Below are 20,797 nucleotides of genomic sequence, written 5' to 3'. Positions count from 1 at the left end.
GTGCTCACCTCACTTCACAGTGATCCCAAAACGGAAAGGATCTTTATCGTCGATAAGTAAGGTATTTTCACCGCTGATATACGCGTTACCTCGGATAGTCGGAATGATGCCATTAGCATCTGCGACTTGGTAACTGGCTTGGAATTGGCTACCAATCACACTTGCTTGATGCCAGATTTTGCCTTCGGCTAATTTATTGTCAGCCGCCAGACACGCCAGTTTTGCACTGGTTCCCGTTCCACAAGGAGAGCGGTCGTAAGCCCCACCAGGGCATAAGACAAAACTTTGGCTATCCGCATCATCACACTGACCAAACAGCTCAATATGGTCAATTTCCTGATTTTCTTTACCAAAAATAGCTTGGTCAACAAGGGCTTGTTTGATTTTCAAACAGATCTCAGTCAACGCCTTGGCATTGCCATAATTAATAGCTAGCGGTGATTTTTCGATTAAGAAAAACCAGTTACCTCCCCAAGCAATATCTCCCGTCACTGTGCCCACATCAGGAACGTTAACTTGTACTGATTTTCGGTAGCGGTAAGAATAAACGTTCTGAATACTCACGCTGCCATCTTCATGTAACTTCGCGGTCACATCACCAACGGGAGTTTCAATTAAATGCTCTCCGTAGCTAATGCGTCCCATATGGTGTAAAGAGGCAACTAAGCCAATCGTGCCATGACCACACATTCCCAAATAACCTTCGTTATTGAAAAAAATAACGCCTGCCGCCGCTTTAGGATTCACCGGTTGACAGAGTAATGCGCCCACTAAAATATCGTTTCCTCTCGGTTCCAAAATGGTGGTGCAGCGCCATTGATCATACTTTGAGCGCAATATTTCAAGGCGTGAAGCCATGTCGGCATTCCCTAAATCTGGAAAACCAGCGGTCACTAAACGCGTGGGTTCACCCGCGGTATGAGAGTCTATTACATCGATTTTTTTATATTTACTCTGCATGGCGTCATCCTTATTAATATTATTTGTTAATAGAATGCTTGATTAATGTAAACAACTCTTGATATCTTTCGAATCAACCCATGCGTATTTCTGCACAATTTAAAAATATTTAAGATAACTATTAAAATTAGTTGAATGCACTGGAGCGCAACATGATTGATTTAAATAAACTGTTGTCGATTAGTCAGGAAAACATGCTTTTCCCTGTTGATAATATTAACAACTTGTTAAATTATCTTGGATTGGTTATGCCTTTAATTAATACGCTTCCAAATGTGACGTTCTTTGTTAAAGACCGAAACGCAAAATATCTTCTCGCCAATGAAAATTTGGCAAAACGTTGCAAGATAGCCACGGTAAATGGGGTCATTGGAAAAAGTGCAGAAGATATCTTTCATACCGATTTAGGACAGAGTTATAGTTCTCAAGACTATTTGGTCATGCAAAAAAAAATCAGTGTCATTAATAAATTAGAATTACATCTATATAAGGCTGGATTGCTAGGTTGGTGTCTGACCACTAAAGTACCTATCTTTAATACTCATAACCAAGTGATCGGTGTGGCTGGAATTTCGGTTGATTTGCAAGATGAAAAATCCGTTAGCCCAAAATTAAATAGCCAATTAAGTCGCGTTGAGCACTATATTAGTCAACATTTTGACACGGCTATAAAAATAACAACTCTGGCAGAGATTGCGGGGCTTTCTTTATCACAATTAAATCGTCAATTTAAAACAGTATTTCATATTACACCTCAGCAATATATTCAGAAAAAGCGTCTCGAACATGCCATCGAATTATTAGAAGAGGATTATTCCATTACGGATATTTCTATCAAATGTGCTTATGCAGATCACAGTGCGTTCTGCCGTAAATTTAAAGAACTGACCACGATGACCCCGAGCCAATTTAAACGAATGCGCTCAAATATAGATAAAAAAACGACCGAAATATTTGATACTGTCGACTGTATTTAAAGCCAAAAAACACTTTTCATTCTAAGCCACGAAAAGTGTTTCTTAGTTCTTATCGATGCGTTATTTTCATTGATACGAACTTTTAGTCTCCTCATCGCTCTAATAATCATTCTATTTCCTAAGTTTCTCAATATGATCATTGAGTAACTTAGGACAGGTCTTATTGTGGCAATATCACAATCGCGTATTGATATAGCATTAAACTGCACATTAATTGCAGTACATTTAAGGATGAGTTAATGACCATTTATGATCTGAAACCGAAATTTCAGGATCTGCTGCGCCCGATAGTTCGTAAGCTGTTTGATGCCGGAATCACTGCAAACCAAGTCACGTTAGCCGCATTAGGGCTCTCCATCATTGTGGGTGGGCTATTAACCCTCTTCCCTAATCCCTATCTGTTTATTTTATTACCGTTTGTGTTGTTTATTCGCATGGCGCTTAATGCCATTGATGGGATGCTTGCTCGTGAACACAATCAAAAAAGCCATCTCGGCGCAATGCTCAACGAACTTGGGGATGTTATCTCGGATGTCGCACTGTATTTACCCTTTGTGCTGATTTTCCCTCACGCATTCTGGTGGATTTTACTGATCCTCTTTTTATCTGTCCTGACCGAGTTTATTGGTGTTATTGCACAAGCTATCGGCGCTTCTCGCCGCTACGATGGTCCTATCGGTAAAAGTGACCGCGCTTTCATATTTGGTGCACTCGGATTATTTGTTACGATTTTCCCTCAGTTAATGGCTGCTAATTGGGTAAATTATCTTTTTGCCACTATTTCCCTCTTGTTGCTATATACCTGTTATAACCGTATTCGCCGTGCGCTTGCTGAGCTCAGCCCTGCATTGAAAAATAATTAAGGAACAATGATGAACGCTCAAACAGATTATTTGACACAACGTCCCGTCGTCGAATCGCAATTTACCACCAGTGACCATACTCCTCTGTTTTACCGTTACTGGCCTACAGAGCACACCACAGATAAAGCTGTGATCTTATTTCACCGTGGTCACGAACATTCAGGGCGAGTGGCACATTTAGTGGATGAGTTAAATCTTCCTGATTTTGCTATGTTTGCATGGGATGCCAGAGGTCATGGGCGAAATGAAGGGGCTCGAGGTTATAGTCCATCGATAGGCACATCAGTTCGTGATGTCGATGAATTTGTTCGTTATGTTTCCGATCAATATCACATCCCACTCGAAAATATTATTGTGATCGGACAAAGTGTAGGGGCGGTTTTAGTTTCTACTTGGGTTCATGATTACGCGCCTAAAATTCGCGGCATGGTACTTGCTTCTCCTGCTTTTAAAGTGAAACTGTATGTCCCATTTGCCCGTACTGGTCTGGGATTAATGCAAAAAATTCGCGGGCTGTTTTATGTCAACTCCTATGTAAAAGCCAAATTTTTGACTCACGATGAAAAGCGCATCGCCTCTTTCGATAATGACCCGCTAATCACGCGTCCAATTGCCGTTAATATCTTGCTTGAATTGTATACTACAGCGGAACGCGTGGTTGCTGATGCCGCTGCGATTACAGTCCCGACCCAGCTATTTATTTCAGGTAGTGACCATGTGGTGCATCACAAACCACAGCACCAATTCTATGAGCGGTTGAATACTCCTATTAAAGAAAAGCATATTTTACCGGGCTTTTATCACGATACTTTAGGGGAAAAAGATCGCCATATTCCCATTGAAAAAATTCACCAATTTATTGAAAAATTATTCGAGTTACCGCTCTACCAGCACGATTATCAATTTGAAGATACTTGGAGCACCAGTGCGGATGTTTTCCGGACACTCAATACACCGCTACCTGAATATTGCCCAAAAAATATCGTCTATAAAATTATGAGTAAATCAATGAGTACCCTTGGTAAAGCATCTGAAGGGGTACGAATTGGCTATGATAAAGGCTTCGATTCAGGCTCAACTCTCGATTATGTTTATCGCAATCAAGCTCAAGGTACCGGGCTATTTGGGCGAATTATTGATCGTCAATATCTCAATAGTATTGGCTGGCAAGGTATCCGCCAGCGCAAAGTGAATATTGAGAATATTATTCGCCAAGCTATCCGAGATTTGACGAATGATGGCAAACCCGTAAGGATCATGGACATTGCCGCAGGGCAAGGTCGCTATGTGTTTGATGCTATCAATGACTATGGCAAAGTAGACTCTGTTCTATTACGCGACTATAGCCCGGTCAACGTGGAACAAGGTCGTTTGCATATCAAAGAACGTTATTTAGAAAATAAAATACGCTTTGAGGAAGGTAATGCTTTTGATGCTGATGATTTAGCGGCTGTTTCCCCTGCGCCAACATTAGGTATTGTCAGTGGGCTGTATGAACTGTTTCCAAGTAACGAGCTGATTCGCGCATCGTTAAACGGCCTATCTCGTGCAATTCCATCCGGTGGATTACTAATTTATACCTGCCAGCCATGGCACCCTCAAGTCGAGATGATCGCTCGTGTATTACCAAGCCATCAAGGTGGACAAGCTTGGGTAATGCGTTGTCGTAGCCAAGGTGAAATGGATGCCTTAGTTGAAGAAGCTGGATTCGAAAAGCTTAACCAATCTATCGATAACTGGGGTATTTTTAGTGTTTCTATAGCTAGACGGCGCTAATCTATTTTTATTAATTAACTAGCAGGTTATGGGAATAACAACCAATAACCTGCGGTTTTTATTATCCCCATAGTCGATAATGCCATAACAATATTCCAAGGAAATAATCAAGATTATGACCGCCGTCCCCTCAAATATCGCCACGACTTCACGGCGCCAAATCTGGATTTATGGACTGCTATGGCTAGTATTTTTAGCCCCTTTTTTCTTTTTAACTTACGGGCAAGTTAATCACTACACAGCGACGTTACCAAACGTCCCCTCCTATGTTTTTAGCTGGGAGCAGCATATTCCCTTTATACCTTGGACGATCATCCCCTATTGGAGCATCGACCTATTCTATGGCATTTCTCTATTTATCTGTGTCACCCGCCAAGAACAGTGTATTCATGGACTACGGTTAGTTATGGCATCAGTCATTGCCTGTGTCGGTTTTTTACTGTTCCCATTAAAATTTAGCTTTCCTCGACCAGATTCACACGGTGCATTTGGCTGGATGTTCGACAGTTTAGAATTATTCGATTTACCCTATAACCAAGCGCCGTCTCTGCATATTATTTTGCTGTGGTTATTGTGGCTACGTTTTCGTGCTCATACCCCAAACCAATGGCGCTGGCTTTTAAATACTTGGTCAATCTTGATTTTAATCTCAGTGCTAACTACGTGGCAGCATCACTTTATTGATGTCGTCACTGGGTTTGCTGCTGGTGTGATGATCAGCTACCTGCTGCCAATCAATACCCGTTGGCAATGGCATTACACCGGAAGTCCTCGTAGCCTGAAAATTGCCAAAAACTATGGGTTAGGCGCTCTATTCTGTTTCGTGATTTCATTCTCTGTTCAGGGTTTCGCTTGGTGGCTATTGTGGCCAGCGGTCGCGTTAACCTTAGTGACATTGGGTTACTTAGGTGCTGGCGCTTCTGTCTTCCAAAAAACACCATCAGGTCATGTATCTCTTTCTGCTGCATGGGTATTACTGCCTTACCGGCTGATTGCTTGGGGAACCTATCATTACTATTCCAAGCATTGTCGACAACCCAGTACCATAAATGAGAAAGTCGTTCTGGGAGGACGCCCGCTGTATCCTTTGCAAACTCAAGCAGTTCTCGATATGACTTGCGAGTGGCCTCGCAACGTTTACAGTCAAAGGCAAGAATATGCTAGCCAGCCACAGATTGATTTGTTACCTCTAAGCCCCGAGGATATTGAACGCGCTGTACACACTATGGATAGGCTGGCACAACATGGTGCAGTTTATGTTCACTGTAAACTCGGCTATTCTCGTAGTACGACGGTGGTTGTGGCATGGCTAGTTCATCAAAAAATGGCAAAGACCCTTAATGAGGCAATTAGGCAAGTGGAGCAAGCAAGACCACAGGTTATTTTAAATTGTGCGACAATTGAGCAGTTAAATAACTGGTACCAGCAATTTCATATTTAAAGAGAACAATAATGAGCCATTTAATGGATAAAAATCGCGGTGAAGTGATTATTATTTTTACAGAAAGTTGGCGCTATCTAGTTATTGGCAGCTTACTGGCACTAATTGGACAATTTAGTTTATTTTTTGGCTTTAATGCCCAACGCTGGAGTTTATTTATTGGTACTGGGCTATTTACCATTAGTCAGTATTATATTTATCGTTTATGGCTTGATAACCATTTTTTTAAGCTTATTTATCGACAAGGTAATACAGATGCCTTTGATGATGCTTCTAAGGTTCTTCTCCCTAAAAAATCAAACCATAAAAGCATGGATGAACGCTGGATTGGCACTAGAAATTTATTTAATCGAGCCTGTTATTTAGTATTAACACTTTGGATCTGGTTGTTATTATCTATCGTTTTTAGTTAGTCTTATGATGATATTTAATCAGCCAGTAAACTCATTATTAATTATATATTATTATGTTTAACGTGATGTTTAAAATAGAAAGTTGACCGTTAATGATTTTTTAAAATACGTTTAATCAAATTAACCGTATAAAATAACGCCTTTTTACTTTTCCAACTGAAAACGTTATGATAATTGTGCTTTCATTGATAAATAACACATTTTTTTATTACGGTAGGCGTATCCTCATAGCCTCTATTTCGTTTATTTTTCACCCTGTTATTCTGGTAGGGTTTTAATGAGTACAAAACATATTAATAAATTGCGCCCTTTTAGCGCACTAATCGATTCCTGTTGGAAAGAAAAATACACATTTGCTCGCTTTATGAAGGATTTAATCGCGGGCATCACCGTAGGTATTATTGCTATACCATTAGCTATGGCACTGGCTATTGCTAGTGGTGTTCCACCTCAGTATGGCCTTTATACCGCAGCGATTGCGGGCATTGTCATTGCTATCTCCGGAGGCTCTCGTTATAGCGTTTCCGGTCCTACCGCTGCCTTTGTGGTGATCCTCTATCCCGTTTCACAACAGTTCGGGTTAAGTGGTTTATTAGTGGCAACCTTGATGTCAGGGATCATCCTACTTGCCATGGGATTTGCCCGCTTCGGAAAGTTCATTGAATATATTCCAGTTTCGGTCACTCTCGGTTTTACCTCGGGAATTGCAATCACTATTGCAACGATGCAGATCAAGGATTTCTTTGGGCTACAAATGCTCCATGTCCCTGAAAATTATGTTGATAAAGTGGTTGCTCTCGCAAATGCATTTCCTACGTTGAAATACAGCGATACCATTATTGGTTCAGCCACCTTATTAGTGTTGATTTTTTGGCCCAAATTAAAAGTACGTCTTCCAGGGCATCTACCCGCTATCATTGTGGGAACTTTAATCATGTGGGTCTTTACCCTATTTGATATCCATGTTGAAACAATTGGCTCTAAATTTAGCTATTTGTTGCCAGATGGAACTGAAGGCAGCGGTATTCCACCTATCCTCCCACAATTCGTTTTACCTTGGGAACTACCGGGAAGTGCGCCAATCAGTTGGGCAATGATCACGGCATTAATGCCAGCCGCACTGTCTATGGCCGTACTCGGTGCAATCGAGTCTCTACTGTGTGCCGTCGTTCTCGATAATATGACGGGTAAAAAGCATCATTCAAACAGCGAATTAATCGGGCAAGGTCTGGGGAATATTGCAGCACCATTTTTTGGCGGCATTACGGCAACCGCAGCAATTGCACGTTCCGCCGCAAACGTACGTGCAGGTGCAACCTCACCAATATCAGCCATCGTTCACTCCGTTCTAGTGCTGTTAACGCTGCTTATTCTAGCGCCATTGCTCTCTTATTTGCCTCTTGCCGCAATGTCTTCCTTACTGTTGATTGTGGCTTGGAACATGAGTGCAGCCGGAAAAGTATTTAGTTTGATCCGCAGAGCACCTAAAGATGACATTATTGTCTTGCTGTTATGTATGTCATTAACGGTTCTTTTCGATATGGTCATCGCGATTACTGTCGGTATTGTAATTGCATCATTACTGTTTATGCGTCGTATTGCTAACATGACGCGAGTGACACAGCTCTCTGAAACCAAGGAAGATAAAAGTCTGTTGGTCGTACGTGTGAATGGCCCCCTATTCTTTGCAGCTGCCGAGCGTATTTTTGATGAGCTACGCGTTAAGAGCCACGGCTATGACATTATCATTATGCAGTGGGATGCGGTGCCCGTATTCGATGCGGGGGGATTAGATGCATTCCAGAAATTTATCGATGCCGTACGCAAAGACACACATATTATCGTCTGTGACATTCCATTCCAGCCCTTGAAAACCTTAGCTAGGGCCAATGTCACTCCAATCGAAGGAGTACTTAGTTTCCAAAACTCACTAAAAAGTGCACTGGAAGAAGTGCAACAAATCGAAGACGCTAAAAGAGTCGCTCATCAATAACAAAAATGCCGCCACTGTTTACCAATGGCGGCACTCTTTAAATGATTATTCAGACAAAAAATTAATAACAGTACATCTCGTTGCCTTCTTTTTTACCCAACTCACAAGCCATAGCACGGAGTTTTGTTGCTTTTTGCTCATCATCTCTTACAGTGCCATTGTTTCCGTCATTGAACTGAAATGACGCTTGTCCTTCAGCAAAGCCGGCAAACGTCAGCGCATCCGCTTTAGCGAACCACTCTAACGCTTTTTTTTCATTCATTGGTACGCCATTTCCATCATAATAAATAATTCCTAACCATAATGGCGCCATAAACTGATCTTGACTATTCAAAGCACTCACTTCCTCAAGCAAAGCAATCGCTTTAGGGTAATCCACTGAACCTGACTCTGGTGTAATTAAGGCTTCAGCCAAACTCACTTTTCCTCTAACGCTTCCACCTTCAACTGCTTTAGTTGCATACTCTCGCGCTTTCACAAACTCTTCGGTAAACGCTCTATCACCACCAATAAAAATAATATCAGCGAGTAACGAATATGCATCTGCATTGCCTGCTTTCGCTGACTTCTCTGCCCATAATTGCGCATTTTTTTGGTTCTGTAAGACCCCAATTCCCGATAAATACATTCCTGCTAGCTCATACTGAGCTTTAGTATCGTTATTTTGAGCTGCGACTTTGGTTTGTTCGAATAATTTTTTATCTTCAGGAGTAATATCATATTGCGCGACAGCCTGTAGAGAAAAAATTAACCCTACCGCCCCTAAACAGAATTGGCGGCTAGCTTGCTTGATGAAAGATAAAGTTGGGTACATAAAGTGCCTTATTATTATTTATGAAATGACTTATTTTTGTTAGAAAATTAAAGTGCGGAGCCTTGCTTACCATGGTTCAGTAGATATTGATATAAACTGTTCATTCCTACCCAACGATTCTCACACCATTCTGGTGCCAATAATGTTGGTTTTCTTGCACTAGCGCTGATCCGGTGATAGACAATATCATCGGGAGTATGACGGATCATCTCCCCTGCGATGTGGGTATATTCATCCAAAGAGATTGTTTGTAATCGTCCCGCTCGCCAACTTTTTGCCATGACACTCCCCTCTACAATATGCAGAGGGTGAAGTTTGATACCATCTGTACCACATTCTAAAACCCGTTCTAAAGTCTGCATATTCATTGCCGCATCTTCTCCGGGGAGTCCACAAATTAAATGCGTACACACTTTCAGCCCCAAGGCTCGTGCTTTTTGTGTTGTCTGCTGGTACGCCTCAAAACCATGTCCGCGATTAATGCGATGCAGCGTTTTATCATGCGCTGTTTGTAATCCCAGTTCCAACCAGATTTCATAGCCTTGTTGGCGATAATGAGATAGCAATGAAAGAACAGATTCAGGAACACAGTCAGGACGAGTACCGACACATAAGCCAATAATATCTGCCTGTTGAAGAGCTTCCTCATATAACTGTTTGAGGAGATGAACTTCGGCATAAGTACTGGTATAAGCTTGAAAGTAAGCGAGATAGCGTTTGGCTCGCGAGATCCGAGTTACTTGCTGTTGAATTTGTTGGCTAATAGTTTGAGTAGCTTGATTTTCATCGCTAAAGGACGCCACATTGCAGAATGTACAGCCACCTCGCCCTAAGGTGCCATCGCGATTTGGGCAGCTAAAACCCCCATGCAGGGTCACTTTATGAATTTTTTCTCCATATCGGTGCTGAAGGTCAGCACCGAACATGGAAACAACTTCGTTTAGTTGCATCAGAAACCTGAATTAACAGCTAGTATCCAGCTCAGGGAAGCTTTTTACTAATTCATCAATCGCTTGAACTTGTTTCAAGAATGGCTCAAGTTTGTCCAATGGTAATGCTGAAGGGCCATCACAGCGCGCATTGTCAGGGTCTGGATGAGATTCTAAGAATAGGCCAGCTAAGCCAACTGCCATGCCCGCTCTTGCTAATTCAGCGACTTGGCCACGGCGACCGCCTGATGCTGCGCCAAATGGGTCGCGGCATTGCAGTGAATGGGTCACGTCAAAAATCACAGGGCAACCTTTTGACGCTTGCATCATCACATTAAAGCCCAGCATATCGACGACTAAATTGTCGTAACCGAAGTTCGCTCCACGGTCACACAGGATAATTTGGTCGTTACCGCCTTCAATGAATTTCTCAACGATATTGCCAATTTGTCCTGGGCTGATGAATTGCGGTTTTTTGATGTTAATGACGGCATCTGTCTTTGCCATCGCTGCAACTAAGTCGGTTTGACGCGCTAAAAATGCAGGCAATTGAATCACATCGACAACTTCTGCGGCAGGTTGAGCTTGCTCAGGAGTGTGCACATCCGTAATAATTTTCACACCAAACGTCTGTTTGATTTCTTGGAAAATTTTCAGACCTTCTTCTAGGCCGGGTCCACGGTAAGAGTGAATCGATGATCGGTTAGCTTTATCAAAAGACGCTTTAAAGACATACGGGATGCCTAATTTTTGTGTCACAGTGACATAGTGTTCACACACTTTCATCGCCATGTCACGAGATTCGAGAACGTTCATGCCACCAAACAGAACAAATGGCAGATCGTTTGCGACCTTAATATCACCGATACTGACTACTTTCTGTTGCATACTCTTACCTTTAATCTAAAGACAGATTCACTGTCTATACGTTAATTAATGCAATACGACCGGAAAATTATCCAGCGAATAAATTTGGATTTTAATCATTTCAGACACAGGGTCTTCAGGGCAATGTTCAACAAAGTAGTTGAGATCGCTTAATGCGACATGATTACAATCAAGATGCGCTAAAATTAGCCCACGGTCACGAATTTCGTAAGGATCTTCTGGATCGAGGATCAATAAAGTCTCGCAAACTTTCAATGCGAGCTCCATTTTCTTTTCTTCCATCAATGCGGCTTTTAACGTGTCGAAAATTTTTCGAATAATGATGCTATGCTCAGCAACATCAAGGTCACTATCAGTAAATTCAGCTGATGGGTCAATCGTTCCTTTTAACCACATATTCAAAGTATGCTGGGATAAGGTTTCACCACTGATTGGGTTAATAAACCATGATGAGCCATCTGATTTATGAGTGACCAACAATAATTGTGTTGGAAAAATAGCCGCGTTAATTTCAATATCTAATTGCTCAGCAATAAATAGGAATATCGCACCTAAAGAAACGGGCGTTCCCTGCTTAGAGCTTAATACTTTATCTAACCACAACATATCGGATAAGGCATAAATGCCACTTGCGGGACTAAAGCCCCACTCTCCGTAGAACAATTTAATCAGCTGTTCGATTTTTAATTGATTATCTTCATCCAAATCAATTAAAGCTCTCGCTTTTTCAACATAGTTATCTAACTGCTCTTGCAGCTGCTTTAGCGGAAAATCACTACGGATGATTTGAGAAACCATCATAATGCCTTCGCTTAACGGTAACTGATTAAATTCAATATCTGCTATTGTTTTCATGACAATTCCACTGCAATCGCCCGCTTAACCATTCCATTGACCAAGAGAAACTCTATCTTTCCCACCATAATCAAGACAGGTCTCAATGTTGGTGTACCCATTCTCACTAAACAGCTCACGAACTGCTAGACCTTGCTGCCAGCCATGTTCTAAAAGTAACCACCCTTGCTGTTTTAGATATCTTTTTGATTCAGCAATAATATGCGCCAAATCCGATAACCCATGCTCCTCCGCAATTAGCGCAGTTGCAGGCTCGAATCGCACATCACCTTGATTCAGATGAATATCACCCTCATCAATATAAGGCGGATTACTGACAATCATATCAAATAGTTCATTTGATAGTGAAGTAAACCAATCACTTTGTGAGAAGCGCACATTGAATATCGATAAACGTTGTTGATTTCGTTCAGCTAATACCACTGCTTCGGGATTAAAGTCGACCCCAATAACCGTGCTATTAGGTCGTTCAGAAGCGAGTGCTAACGCAATCGCCCCCGTCCCAGTTCCCAAATCAAGGATACGGCAATCCGTAGATGGAAGACGTATTAATGCCTGTTCTACTAAACACTCAGTATCAGGACGCGGGATCAAGGTTGCAGGGGAAACATACAGCGGTAGCGACCAAAACTCACGTTCACCAACAATATAAGCAATTGGCTCGCCAAATTCTCTGCGTTGCAGTAATTCTTCTAATTGCTGAAGCTCATGAGCCGAAAGCTCAGTTTCATCGAAAGCAAGAATGTAAGTACGGCTACGCCCTGTGGCATGCTGTAACAGAATTTGTGCATCCCGCTTAGCACTTTCGCTGGCAGACAGTCGTTTGACTGCCTGCTGTAGCCACTCGCTATAACGCATTAGTCCTGCTCAGAAAGTGCTGATAGTTGGTCTGCTTGGTATTCGTTAATGATCGGCTGAATCAATGTATCTAATTTACCTTCCATTACTTCATCCAAACGGTATAACGTTAAGTTAATACGATGATCCGTTACACGACCTTGAGGGAAATTATAAGTACGAATACGGTCAGAACGGTCGCCTGAACCTAATAAATTTCGACGTTCCGACGCTTCAGCTTCATGGCGCTTAGCCATTTCAGCTTGACGAATACGCGCGCCTAATACAGACATCGCCTTCGCTTTGTTTTTATGCTGTGAACGTTCGTCTTGGCACTCAACCACGATCCCCGTAGGAAGGTGGGTAATACGAATTGCAGAATCTGTGGTGTTAACGTGCTGACCACCAGCTCCCGATGAACGGAAGGTATCAATACGCAAATCCGCAGGACTAATTTCCGGTAATTCAGCTTCAGGTAATTCAGGTAAAACGGCTATCGTACACGCAGATGTGTGAATACGACCTTGAGATTCCGTTTCTGGGACACGTTGAACACGATGACCACCAGATTCGAATTTCAAACGACCATAGACACTGTCACCTGAAATTTTAGCGATAACTTCTTTATAGCCACCATGTTCACCATCACTGGTGCTCATTAATTCAACACGCCAACGGTTACTTTCCGCATAGCGGCTATACATACGGAATAAATCACCCGCAAAGATTGCCGCTTCGTCTCCACCCGCACCTGCGCGAATTTCCACAAAACAGTTATATTCATCATCAGGATCTTTAGGAAGTAACAGCAACTGTAATTGCTGTTCCAGCTCTTCATTGCGCTCTTTAGCATCTTTTAGCTCTTCTTGAGCCATTTCTTTCATTTCAGGATCGTCTAGCAGCATTTGAGCTGTTTCAATATCTTCCTGAACGGCTTGCCAAGCAGTAAAGCAGTTAGCAACATCTGTTAACTGAGCATATTCCTTTGATAAAGCACGAAAACGGTCTTGATCAGCAATCACACTTGCATCAGCAAGGTGCGCCTGAATTTCTTCGTAGCGTTCTTGTAATGCTTCTAGTTTTGCGACAATAGAAGGCTTCATTCGTTATATCAGACCTATGATTAAAAAGTGGTTATTGATGGTCCAGCCCTAAGCTGTCCCTAAGTAGATTTAATCGCTCAACATCACCATTACCCGCAGCTTGCTGCAAAGACTTGGTTGGAGCGTGGATCAGGCGGTTGGTTAACTGCTGTGATAGCTGCATAATCACTTGCTCAGGATCTGCACCTTGGCTAATTGCTGCTAACGCTTTTTCGGTCATACTTGCCCGAATCGCTTCCGCCTGTTCTCTATATTCACGAATTGTAGAGACTGCGGCTTGTGAGCGCAACCAATCCATAAAATGCCGACTTTCTTGCTCAACAATAAATTCCGCTTCAACTGCGGCCGCTTTACGCTGTGCAAGGTTCTGGGCAATGATAGATTCAAGATCATCAACAGTATAGAGATAAACATCTCTGAGTTTTTCTACATCCTGCTCGATATCACGGGGAACTGCAATATCAATCAATAACATAGGTTTACTACGACGTGCTTTCATCGCACGCTCAACCATTCCCTTACCAATTATCGGTAACGGACTGGCTGTCGAGCTAATGACAATATCGGCTTCCGATAAACGGCTGTCAATATCGGCTAATGAGATAACTTGCGCATTGACTTCCTTGGCAAGTAGCTCAGCTCGCTCAATGGTACGGTTTGCAATCATCATTTTTTGCACGCCATGCTCACGCAAATGGCGCGCGACTAATTCAATAGTCTCTCCTGCACCAACCAATAAAATATTCAAATGATTGAGTGATTCAAAAATCTGTCTAGCAAGGGTACATGCTGCAAATGCCACGGAAACTGCATTTGCACCAATATCCGTTTCAGTTCGAACGCGCTTAGCCACTGAAAATGACTTTTGAAACAAGCGTTCTAATTCGCTAGATAAGGCATGGGTATCTTGTGAAAGTGCGAATGCCTTTTTCACTTGCCCTAAGATTTGCGGTTCACCAAGTACCAATGAATCCAGCCCGCTCGCGACTCGCATCAAATGGCTGACGGCGCTAGCATCTTGATGCCAATACAAACTTGGCTGAAGGTCTTTGGCGGTGATCCCATGGAAATCACATAACCATTTGACTAATTGTTCTTGCGCCTTTTCTTGAGATTCAAGGCTCAAATACAATTCAGTTCGGTTACAGGTAGACAGCACAACGCCACCATTCACTTGAGGTTGTTTAAGAAGTTCCTCAAGTGCATGGTCTATTTTTTCAGGACCGAATGCGACCTGCTCACGCAAAGCCACCGGTGCTGTTTTATGGTTAATGCCTAAAGCTAATAAGGTCATTGTGCTTACGACTTGCTCACATTGCTCACATTGCTAATTTATTTGTCAGCATTATGCTAATTTAATAGCTCATTGCTGCAGTTTATATTCGTATATTGTAGATGATTAACGCTTCTGTTTCTACGGGTACTCAATGACGAACGCCCAGAAAGATGATTAACCCCAAAATTTGAACTAATTATCGGACGGTCTGTCTTAAATATCAATAAGATGCTTTAGAGATACATTTATTAAGCACAGAAAGCAAATCCATATTTTTCATGACATTATCATTGATAACTAAACCAGATTAGCGCAATATTCCTGAAATTTAGCTCATTCTAACGTTGTTATATAATGAAATCATATGGGTGTTTTCGATAGCTTCAATAGGCTGAGATGCCAAAAATAAGACTGATTCACTATTGGTAAAATCAAAAAGTGGTTAAAATCACAAACATGTTCATGATTTCATCTGCGATACAATCAACATTCACAACCTTTTGAGAATCGATATGCAATTTTCTTCTGCTCTGTCGTTTATTCGCCCAGCTAAAGGCTTTTTACGGTTAATTCCCCTCTCGGCCTTATTGCTGACCGCTTGCGTGACAACGTCACAAGATACCACAAAAGGCACGTCGTCATCTTTAGATGAACAGTGGCAAAAACATCAAGCTCAAGTTGCTGAATTACGGGATTATCAAACCCGCGGCTCCTTCGTCTATATTGGAGGACAAGGTACGGGAACTGAAACTAAGACATATGCAAAGTTTTTTTGGCAACAATATACCCCAGAAAAATATCGTTTACTGCTCACTAACCCTCTTGGTAGCCGTGAACTTGAGCTCAATGTGGAGCCAGATTTAGCAAAATTAGTGACCAAAGAAGGTCAAACTCACATGAGCGATGTGCCCAGTGAGCTAATTTACCAACTGACTGGAATGGATATTCCTATTGATGATTTGACCGCATGGTTAGTTGGCTCTCCAGGTCGGGCAACCGAGTATACCCTTGATAGTAATCACCTGTTAAAATCAGTGACATTTAGCGTGAATGGCGAGACATGGAATTTGGATTATCTGTCTTACGATACTAAAACCTCGCCAATGTTACCAAGCCAGATGGAATTGCACCAAAAAGATAAAATTATCAAATTGAAAATGGACAGTTGGACCCTGAAAAAATGACGTTAACTTGGCCTTCACCCGCAAAATTGAATCTTTTTTTATACATTACTGGTCAACGTGCCGATGGTTATCATGAGCTACAAACGTTATTTCAGTTTTTAGATTATGGGGATCAAATTACATTCACACCCCGTCAAGATGACCAGATTAATCTGCTTACAACAATGGCAGGAGTGGATGTAGACAAAAATTTGATTGTCCGTGCGGCAAAAAGCCTACAAGCTCATTGCCGTACGATACTCAATCATCCAGGTCCACTTGGCGCAGATATTTGTATCGATAAAGTATTGCCTATGGGGGGAGGAATTGGCGGCGGGTCGTCGAATGCAGCCACTACGCTAATTGCATTGAATGAGCATTGGGGAACTCAACTCTCTGATGACACTCTTGCTGAACTCGGTAAACATCTTGGAGCAGATGTCCCTGTGTTTGTTCGGGGTCATGCTGCGTTTGCAGAAGGGATTGGTGAAATATTAACCCCAGCGGAACCAAAAGAACGTTGGTACTTAGTCGCTCACCCCGGAATTGAAATCTCAACACCGATGATCTTCACAGATCCAGAATTAAATAGAAATTCTCCAAAACGCTCCCTAGCCGCATTATTACTGGCTCCGTACGCTAATGACTGTGAACCAATCGCAAGAAAACGTTTTCGTGAGGTTGAACAGCTAGTTTCTTGGCTGTTAGAATATGCTCCGTCTCGCCTGACAGGAACAGGTGCTTGTGTTTTTTCTGAGTTTGAAACACAAGCAGATGCCTTGAAGGTGTTAAATAAAGCCCCATCGTGGGTGCAAGGGTTCATCGCTCAAGGAGCGAATGTTTCTCCGCTGCACAAGTTCCGCGCTGGGATAACCCGTGTATTGCACCAATAAGCGGTGGTTTATCCATCATTGCTGTTGGTCAACAATATCTCTCTGGACGCAAGCCTGAGGTTTTTCTCGTGCCCGATATGAAGCTTTTTGCTGGTAACGCTACACCGGAACTAGCACAACGTGTTGCTAACCGCCTTTACACTAATCTTGGAGACGCGGCTGTTGGTCGTTTTAGCGACGGCGAAGTCAGTGTTCAAATTAATGAAAATGTTCGCGGTGGTGATATTTTTATCATCCAGTCAACTTGCGCACCTACCAATGATAACCTGATGGAATTGGTTGTTATGGTCGATGCCTTACGCCGTGCATCTGCTGGTCGTATTACCGCTGTTATCCCTTACTTCGGTTATGCTAGACAGGATCGTCGCGTACGTTCTGCCCGTGTACCAATCACCGCTAAAGTTGTTGCCGATTTTCTGTCCAGTGTGGGCGTTGACCGTGTTCTTACTGTTGACTTACACGCAGAGCAGATCCAGGGCTTCTTTGATGTTCCTGTTGATAACGTATTTGGTAGCCCAATCCTTCTGGAAGATATGTTGCAGAAGAATTTAGAAAACCCAATCGTTGTATCTCCAGACATCGGCGGCGTGGTACGTGCTAGAGCAATCGCTAAACTGCTGAATGACACTGATATGGCAATTATTGATAAGCGTCGCCCTCGCGCAAACGTTTCTCAAGTTATGCACATCATTGGTGATGTTTCTGGTCGCGACTGCATCTTAGTTGACGATATGATTGATACGGGTGGCACACTGTGTAAAGCAGCTGAAGCGCTGAAAGAGCGTGGTGCTAAACGCGTATTTGCATACGCAACTCACCCAATCTTCTCAGGCAATGCTGTAGACAACATCAAAAATTCAGTCATTGATGAAGTTATTGTTTGTGACACAATTCCTCTTTCTCCTGAAATCAAGGCGCTGAACAAAGTTCGCACCCTGACCCTTTCAGGCATGCTGGCCGAAGCTATTCGCCGTATCAGCAATGAAGAGTCTATTTCAGCGATGTTCGAACACTAATTTGCTAAGCGGGGTCTGATGACCCCGTTTTAACATTTTCAGGTGTTGTTCCCGCGTCACATAGCAAGATAGTAGTATATAGCGCCCCTACCGTTGTTCATCAACCGTAGGGGCTTTATTTTGTGCAGGCAAAAAATAAGAGTGAAATTCATCAATGACCAATTTCACTCTTATTTAGATTCGATAAGCTTAACTGACTATTTCTTCAGCTACCGTTATGGGTAACGATGATTATCATTACGTGGATGATGTAGTCGTTTCAGTAGACAGTAACGGTCTTCTACTTTTTCTCGACCACTCATTCTTGCACCCACCAACCAAACTAAAGCGCCAATGAAAATACCAAATAATGTGCCATTGACGATGATATCGGGTAGTCCTAATTCAACAACATGAGAAAATAGGTTTAAACCTATGCTGCCTATCATCCCTACCATACCCAAAACCATTAACCCATTACCGACCAAGTTAACCATTTTCCGTTTCATATCTACCTCCATTATCAGTACACTGATAAGCAAGCATTAAAAAAATTTCGGTAAAACTTTGTATTTATGTAAAGAGTATAGCTCATTAAGTAAATTTATTTGCGATAAGCCTCACATGTACAAAAGAACTTCATAAAATCTACTCATAATGTGCTCTTTATCAATTAATAATATTTCTGAATAGTTCACTTGTTAATAATTTCCATAGAAACCTTATTGATGACAACTTTGTACATCCACCGCCTCACGAGGTAAACTATTCAATAATTTCTATAAATTGACAGTGAAAAAGTCGCCGTGAGTAAAATAAAATTAATCGTTGGACTAGCCAATCCGGGTGCTGAATATGCACAAACTCGCCACAATGCTGGTGCATGGTATGTGGACTTACTGGCTAGACGTCATAATCAGTCGTTAAAAGAAGAATCTAAATTTTTTGGATATACCGCGCGTATTAATATTGGCGGTGATGATATTCGCCTGTTAGTACCAACCACATTTATGAACCTCAGTGGGAAATCTGTGGCGGCGGTAGCTAATTTTTACCGTATCAACCTTGATGAGATATTAGTTGCCCACGATGAGCTCGATTTACCTCCGGGGGTAGCAAAAATGAAACTCGGTGGCAGTAATGGCGGACATAACGGTCTGAAAGATATTCAAAGTAAATTTGCAAATAATCCAAACTTCTACCGTTTACGCATTGGTATTGGTCATCCGGGTGACAAAAATAAGGTTGTCGGCTTTGTTTTGGGTAAACCGCCGATGTCTGAACAAAAACTCATTGATGATGCCATCGATGAGGCATTACGCTGCACTGAGATTCTGTTATCCGATGGAATGGATAAGGCAATTAACCGCTTACATGGCTTTAAAGCCACAGCCTAAGAGTTGATTTCATCTAACACGAGTTTTTGTGTATAATCAGCGCCAATTTTCTAAACATCAGGGGCAGCACTCGCCTGCTCCTTGCTATTTAAGGTGAGAAACATATGGGTTTTAAATGCGGTATCGTTGGTCTGCCTAACGTGGGTAAATCCACTCTATTTAATGCATTGACCAAAGCCGGCATCGAAGCAGCCAACTTCCCTTTCTGTACGATTGAACCAAACACGGGTGTTGTGCCAATGCCAGACCCACGTCTTGATCAATTAGCTGAAATTGTGAAGCCTCAACGCATTCTACCAACCACGATGGAATTTGTTGACATCGCGGGTCTAGTTAAGGGCGCATCTAAAGGTGAAGGTCTTGGTAACCAATTCCTAACTAACATTCGTGAAACTGAAGCGATTGGTCATGTTGTTCGTTGTTTTGAAGATGACAATATCATTCACGTTGCAGGTCAAGTTGACCCTGCTTCAGATATCGAAGTTATTAATACTGAACTGGCATTGTCAGACTTAGATACTTGTGAGCGCGCTATTCACCGTGTACAAAAACGTGCCAAAGGCGGTGATAAAGATGCGAAAGCAGAATTAGAAGCGCTGGAAAAATGCTTACCGCACTTAGAACAAGCTGGTATGTTACGTTCATTAGATTTAACTGCGGAAGATAAAGCTGCTATCCGTTATTTAAGCTTCTTAACCCTGAAGCCAACAATGTACATTGCTAACGTCAGTGAAGATGGCTTCGAAAATAACCCTTACTTAGATAAAGTTCATGAAATTGCGAAAGCGGAAGGTTCAGTAGTTGTTCCTGTTTGCGCTGCAATTGAATCCGATATCGCAGAGTTAGATGACGAAGAACGCGATGAGTTTATGGCTGATTTAGGTATTGAAGAGCCAGGTCTGAACCGTGTGATCCGCGCAGGCTACGAATTATTAAACCTGCAAACTTACTTCACCGCTGGCGTGAAAGAAGTCCGTGCATGGACCATCCCTGTTGGTGCAACTGCTCCACAAGCCGCGGGTAAAATCCACACTGACTTCGAAAAAGGCTTTATCCGTGCGCAAACTATCGCATTTGAAGATTTTATCAAATACCGTGGTGAGCAAGGCGCAAAAGAAGCCGGTAAGATGCGGGCAGAAGGTAAAGAGTATATTGTTAAAGACGGTGATGTGCTGAACTTCTTGTTTAACGTTTAATTAATAATTTATTCCATTTTTATCAATT

At 42.2% G+C, this 20,797-nt stretch carries 20 protein-coding genes; 11 read left to right on the top strand and 9 right to left on the bottom strand.

Annotated elements, in window-relative coordinates:
* Positions 1–9 precede the first annotated feature (9 nt).
* Positions 10–960, bottom strand: coding sequence for a 4-hydroxyproline epimerase (locus tag PR761_RS06835; RefSeq protein WP_154611054.1), 951 nt, complete (start codon positions 958–960; stop codon positions 10–12).
* Between the two features lie 152 nt (positions 961–1,112).
* Here PR761_RS06835 and PR761_RS06830 point away from each other — a divergent pair, with 152 nt between their 5' ends.
* From PR761_RS06830 to dauA, 6 genes are all read left to right on the top strand, one after another.
* The gene (locus PR761_RS06830) at positions 1,113–1,937 is read left to right on the top strand and encodes a helix-turn-helix domain-containing protein (protein ID WP_006813169.1); all 825 of its coding nucleotides are present in this window, start codon (positions 1,113–1,115) and stop codon (positions 1,935–1,937) included.
* 239 nt (positions 1,938–2,176) lie between these two features.
* The gene (locus PR761_RS06825) at positions 2,177–2,800 is read left to right on the top strand and encodes a CDP-alcohol phosphatidyltransferase family protein (RefSeq protein ID WP_006813170.1); all 624 of its coding nucleotides are present in this window, start codon (positions 2,177–2,179) and stop codon (positions 2,798–2,800) included.
* Between the two features lie 9 nt (positions 2,801–2,809).
* Positions 2,810–4,576 (top strand): bifunctional alpha/beta hydrolase/class I SAM-dependent methyltransferase, encoded by a 1,767-nt coding sequence (locus tag PR761_RS06820; RefSeq protein ID WP_039854112.1) that lies wholly within the window; start codon positions 2,810–2,812, stop codon positions 4,574–4,576.
* A gap of 115 nt (positions 4,577–4,691) precedes the next feature.
* A complete protein-coding gene (locus tag PR761_RS06815; RefSeq protein WP_154611053.1) occupies positions 4,692–6,017 on the top strand; it encodes a phosphatase PAP2/dual specificity phosphatase family protein in 1,326 nt (441 codons plus the stop codon).
* A gap of 23 nt (positions 6,018–6,040) precedes the next feature.
* Positions 6,041–6,430 carry a hypothetical protein gene (locus PR761_RS06810; RefSeq protein ID WP_230083593.1) on the top strand — a complete coding sequence of 130 codons (390 nt, stop codon included), beginning with the start codon at positions 6,041–6,043 and terminating at the stop codon, positions 6,428–6,430.
* A 277-nt stretch (positions 6,431–6,707) separates the two neighbouring features.
* Entirely contained in the window at positions 6,708–8,423 is a 1,716-nt protein-coding gene (gene dauA, locus PR761_RS06805) for a C4-dicarboxylic acid transporter DauA (RefSeq protein ID WP_006813175.1), read from the top strand.
* Positions 8,424–8,484: 61 nt separating this feature from the next.
* Here the strand turns inward: dauA and PR761_RS06800 are convergent, their stop codons facing one another.
* The 7 genes from PR761_RS06800 to hemA are packed head-to-tail and all read right to left on the bottom strand — an operon-like array spanning position 8,485 to position 15,143.
* Positions 8,485–9,237 (bottom strand): tetratricopeptide repeat protein, encoded by a 753-nt coding sequence (locus PR761_RS06800; protein WP_112836672.1) that lies wholly within the window; start codon positions 9,235–9,237, stop codon positions 8,485–8,487.
* A 47-nt stretch (positions 9,238–9,284) separates the two neighbouring features.
* Complete coding sequence (locus tag PR761_RS06795) at positions 9,285–10,187, bottom strand: TIGR01212 family radical SAM protein (RefSeq protein WP_006813177.1); 903 nt, start codon at positions 10,185–10,187, stop codon at positions 9,285–9,287.
* A 12-nt stretch (positions 10,188–10,199) separates the two neighbouring features.
* Positions 10,200–11,054 carry a 3-deoxy-8-phosphooctulonate synthase gene (kdsA, locus tag PR761_RS06790; protein WP_006813178.1) on the bottom strand — a complete coding sequence of 285 codons (855 nt, stop codon included), beginning with the start codon at positions 11,052–11,054 and terminating at the stop codon, positions 10,200–10,202.
* A 45-nt stretch (positions 11,055–11,099) separates the two neighbouring features.
* Positions 11,100–11,909: an invasion regulator SirB1 gene (sirB1, locus tag PR761_RS06785; protein WP_006813179.1), complete on the bottom strand. Its 810-nt coding sequence runs from the start codon at positions 11,907–11,909 to the stop codon at positions 11,100–11,102.
* A 24-nt stretch (positions 11,910–11,933) separates the two neighbouring features.
* Positions 11,934–12,767 carry a peptide chain release factor N(5)-glutamine methyltransferase gene (gene prmC, locus PR761_RS06780; protein ID WP_006813180.1) on the bottom strand — a complete coding sequence of 278 codons (834 nt, stop codon included), beginning with the start codon at positions 12,765–12,767 and terminating at the stop codon, positions 11,934–11,936.
* Positions 12,767–13,849 (bottom strand): peptide chain release factor 1, encoded by a 1,083-nt coding sequence (gene prfA / locus PR761_RS06775; protein WP_126460070.1) that lies wholly within the window; start codon positions 13,847–13,849, stop codon positions 12,767–12,769. Before prfA ends, prmC begins: the two co-directional genes overlap by 1 nt.
* Before the next feature lie 31 nt (positions 13,850–13,880).
* A complete protein-coding gene (hemA, locus tag PR761_RS06770; RefSeq protein ID WP_006813182.1) occupies positions 13,881–15,143 on the bottom strand; it encodes a glutamyl-tRNA reductase in 1,263 nt (420 codons plus the stop codon).
* A 494-nt stretch (positions 15,144–15,637) separates the two neighbouring features.
* Between hemA and lolB the strand changes: the two genes are divergently transcribed.
* The 3 genes from lolB to prs all read left to right on the top strand — a co-directional run bounded on the left by lolB (position 15,638) and on the right by prs (position 18,197).
* Positions 15,638–16,309 (top strand): lipoprotein insertase outer membrane protein LolB, encoded by a 672-nt coding sequence (gene lolB / locus PR761_RS06765; RefSeq protein WP_112836666.1) that lies wholly within the window; start codon positions 15,638–15,640, stop codon positions 16,307–16,309.
* The gene (gene ispE, locus PR761_RS06760) at positions 16,306–17,181 is read left to right on the top strand and encodes a 4-(cytidine 5'-diphospho)-2-C-methyl-D-erythritol kinase (RefSeq protein WP_112836664.1); all 876 of its coding nucleotides are present in this window, start codon (positions 16,306–16,308) and stop codon (positions 17,179–17,181) included. Before lolB ends, ispE begins: the two co-directional genes overlap by 4 nt.
* Positions 17,182–17,249: 68 nt before the next feature.
* Positions 17,250–18,197, top strand: a complete 948-nt coding sequence (gene prs, locus PR761_RS06755) for a ribose-phosphate diphosphokinase (RefSeq protein ID WP_039854115.1) — start codon at positions 17,250–17,252, stop codon at positions 18,195–18,197.
* Positions 18,198–18,412: 215 nt separating this feature from the next.
* Here prs and PR761_RS06750 read toward each other — a convergent pair whose 3' ends face one another.
* A complete protein-coding gene (locus PR761_RS06750; protein WP_039854118.1) occupies positions 18,413–18,685 on the bottom strand; it encodes a DUF2583 family protein in 273 nt (90 codons plus the stop codon).
* A 297-nt stretch (positions 18,686–18,982) separates the two neighbouring features.
* On the opposite strand from PR761_RS06750, the gene pth reads away from it, so the two are divergent.
* Both pth and ychF read left to right on the top strand, forming a co-directional pair.
* Positions 18,983–19,573 carry an aminoacyl-tRNA hydrolase gene (gene pth / locus PR761_RS06745; protein WP_006813187.1) on the top strand — a complete coding sequence of 197 codons (591 nt, stop codon included), beginning with the start codon at positions 18,983–18,985 and terminating at the stop codon, positions 19,571–19,573.
* A gap of 104 nt (positions 19,574–19,677) precedes the next feature.
* Entirely contained in the window at positions 19,678–20,769 is a 1,092-nt protein-coding gene (gene ychF / locus PR761_RS06740) for a redox-regulated ATPase YchF (RefSeq protein ID WP_006813188.1), read from the top strand.
* The last annotated feature ends 28 nt before the right edge of the window (positions 20,770–20,797 follow it).

The organism is Providencia sp. PROV210, assembly GCF_028479445.1.
GTDB lineage: Bacteria > Pseudomonadota > Gammaproteobacteria > Enterobacterales > Enterobacteriaceae > Providencia > Providencia rustigianii.
This window is presented reverse-complemented; position numbering and strand designations above follow the sequence as displayed.

Bases quoted from the DNA above. Each gene is read 5' to 3' on its own strand.
- lolB (WP_112836666.1), top strand. From the start codon at position 15,638: ATGCAATTTTCTTCTGCTCTGTCGTTTATTCGCCCAGCTAAAGGCTTT.
- PR761_RS06820 (WP_039854112.1), top strand. From the start codon at position 2,810: ATGAACGCTCAAACAGATTATTTGACACAACGTCCCGTCGTCGAATCG.
- dauA (WP_006813175.1), top strand. From the start codon at position 6,708: ATGAGTACAAAACATATTAATAAATTGCGCCCTTTTAGCGCACTAATC.
- ychF (WP_006813188.1), top strand. From the start codon at position 19,678: ATGGGTTTTAAATGCGGTATCGTTGGTCTGCCTAACGTGGGTAAATCC.
- PR761_RS06835 (WP_154611054.1), bottom strand. From the start codon at position 960: ATGCAGAGTAAATATAAAAAAATCGATGTAATAGACTCTCATACCGCG.
- PR761_RS06795 (WP_006813177.1), bottom strand. From the start codon at position 10,187: ATGCAACTAAACGAAGTTGTTTCCATGTTCGGTGCTGACCTTCAGCAC.
- PR761_RS06825 (WP_006813170.1), top strand. From the start codon at position 2,177: ATGACCATTTATGATCTGAAACCGAAATTTCAGGATCTGCTGCGCCCG.
- PR761_RS06810 (WP_230083593.1), top strand. From the start codon at position 6,041: ATGGATAAAAATCGCGGTGAAGTGATTATTATTTTTACAGAAAGTTGG.
- sirB1 (WP_006813179.1), bottom strand. From the start codon at position 11,909: ATGAAAACAATAGCAGATATTGAATTTAATCAGTTACCGTTAAGCGAA.
- PR761_RS06800 (WP_112836672.1), bottom strand. From the start codon at position 9,237: ATGTACCCAACTTTATCTTTCATCAAGCAAGCTAGCCGCCAATTCTGT.
- PR761_RS06815 (WP_154611053.1), top strand. From the start codon at position 4,692: ATGACCGCCGTCCCCTCAAATATCGCCACGACTTCACGGCGCCAAATC.
- PR761_RS06750 (WP_039854118.1), bottom strand. From the start codon at position 18,685: ATGAAACGGAAAATGGTTAACTTGGTCGGTAATGGGTTAATGGTTTTG.
- PR761_RS06830 (WP_006813169.1), top strand. From the start codon at position 1,113: ATGATTGATTTAAATAAACTGTTGTCGATTAGTCAGGAAAACATGCTT.
- prfA (WP_126460070.1), bottom strand. From the start codon at position 13,849: ATGAAGCCTTCTATTGTCGCAAAACTAGAAGCATTACAAGAACGCTAC.
- kdsA (WP_006813178.1), bottom strand. From the start codon at position 11,054: ATGCAACAGAAAGTAGTCAGTATCGGTGATATTAAGGTCGCAAACGAT.
- prmC (WP_006813180.1), bottom strand. From the start codon at position 12,767: ATGCGTTATAGCGAGTGGCTACAGCAGGCAGTCAAACGACTGTCTGCC.
- hemA (WP_006813182.1), bottom strand. From the start codon at position 15,143: ATGACCTTATTAGCTTTAGGCATTAACCATAAAACAGCACCGGTGGCT.
- ispE (WP_112836664.1), top strand. From the start codon at position 16,306: ATGACGTTAACTTGGCCTTCACCCGCAAAATTGAATCTTTTTTTATAC.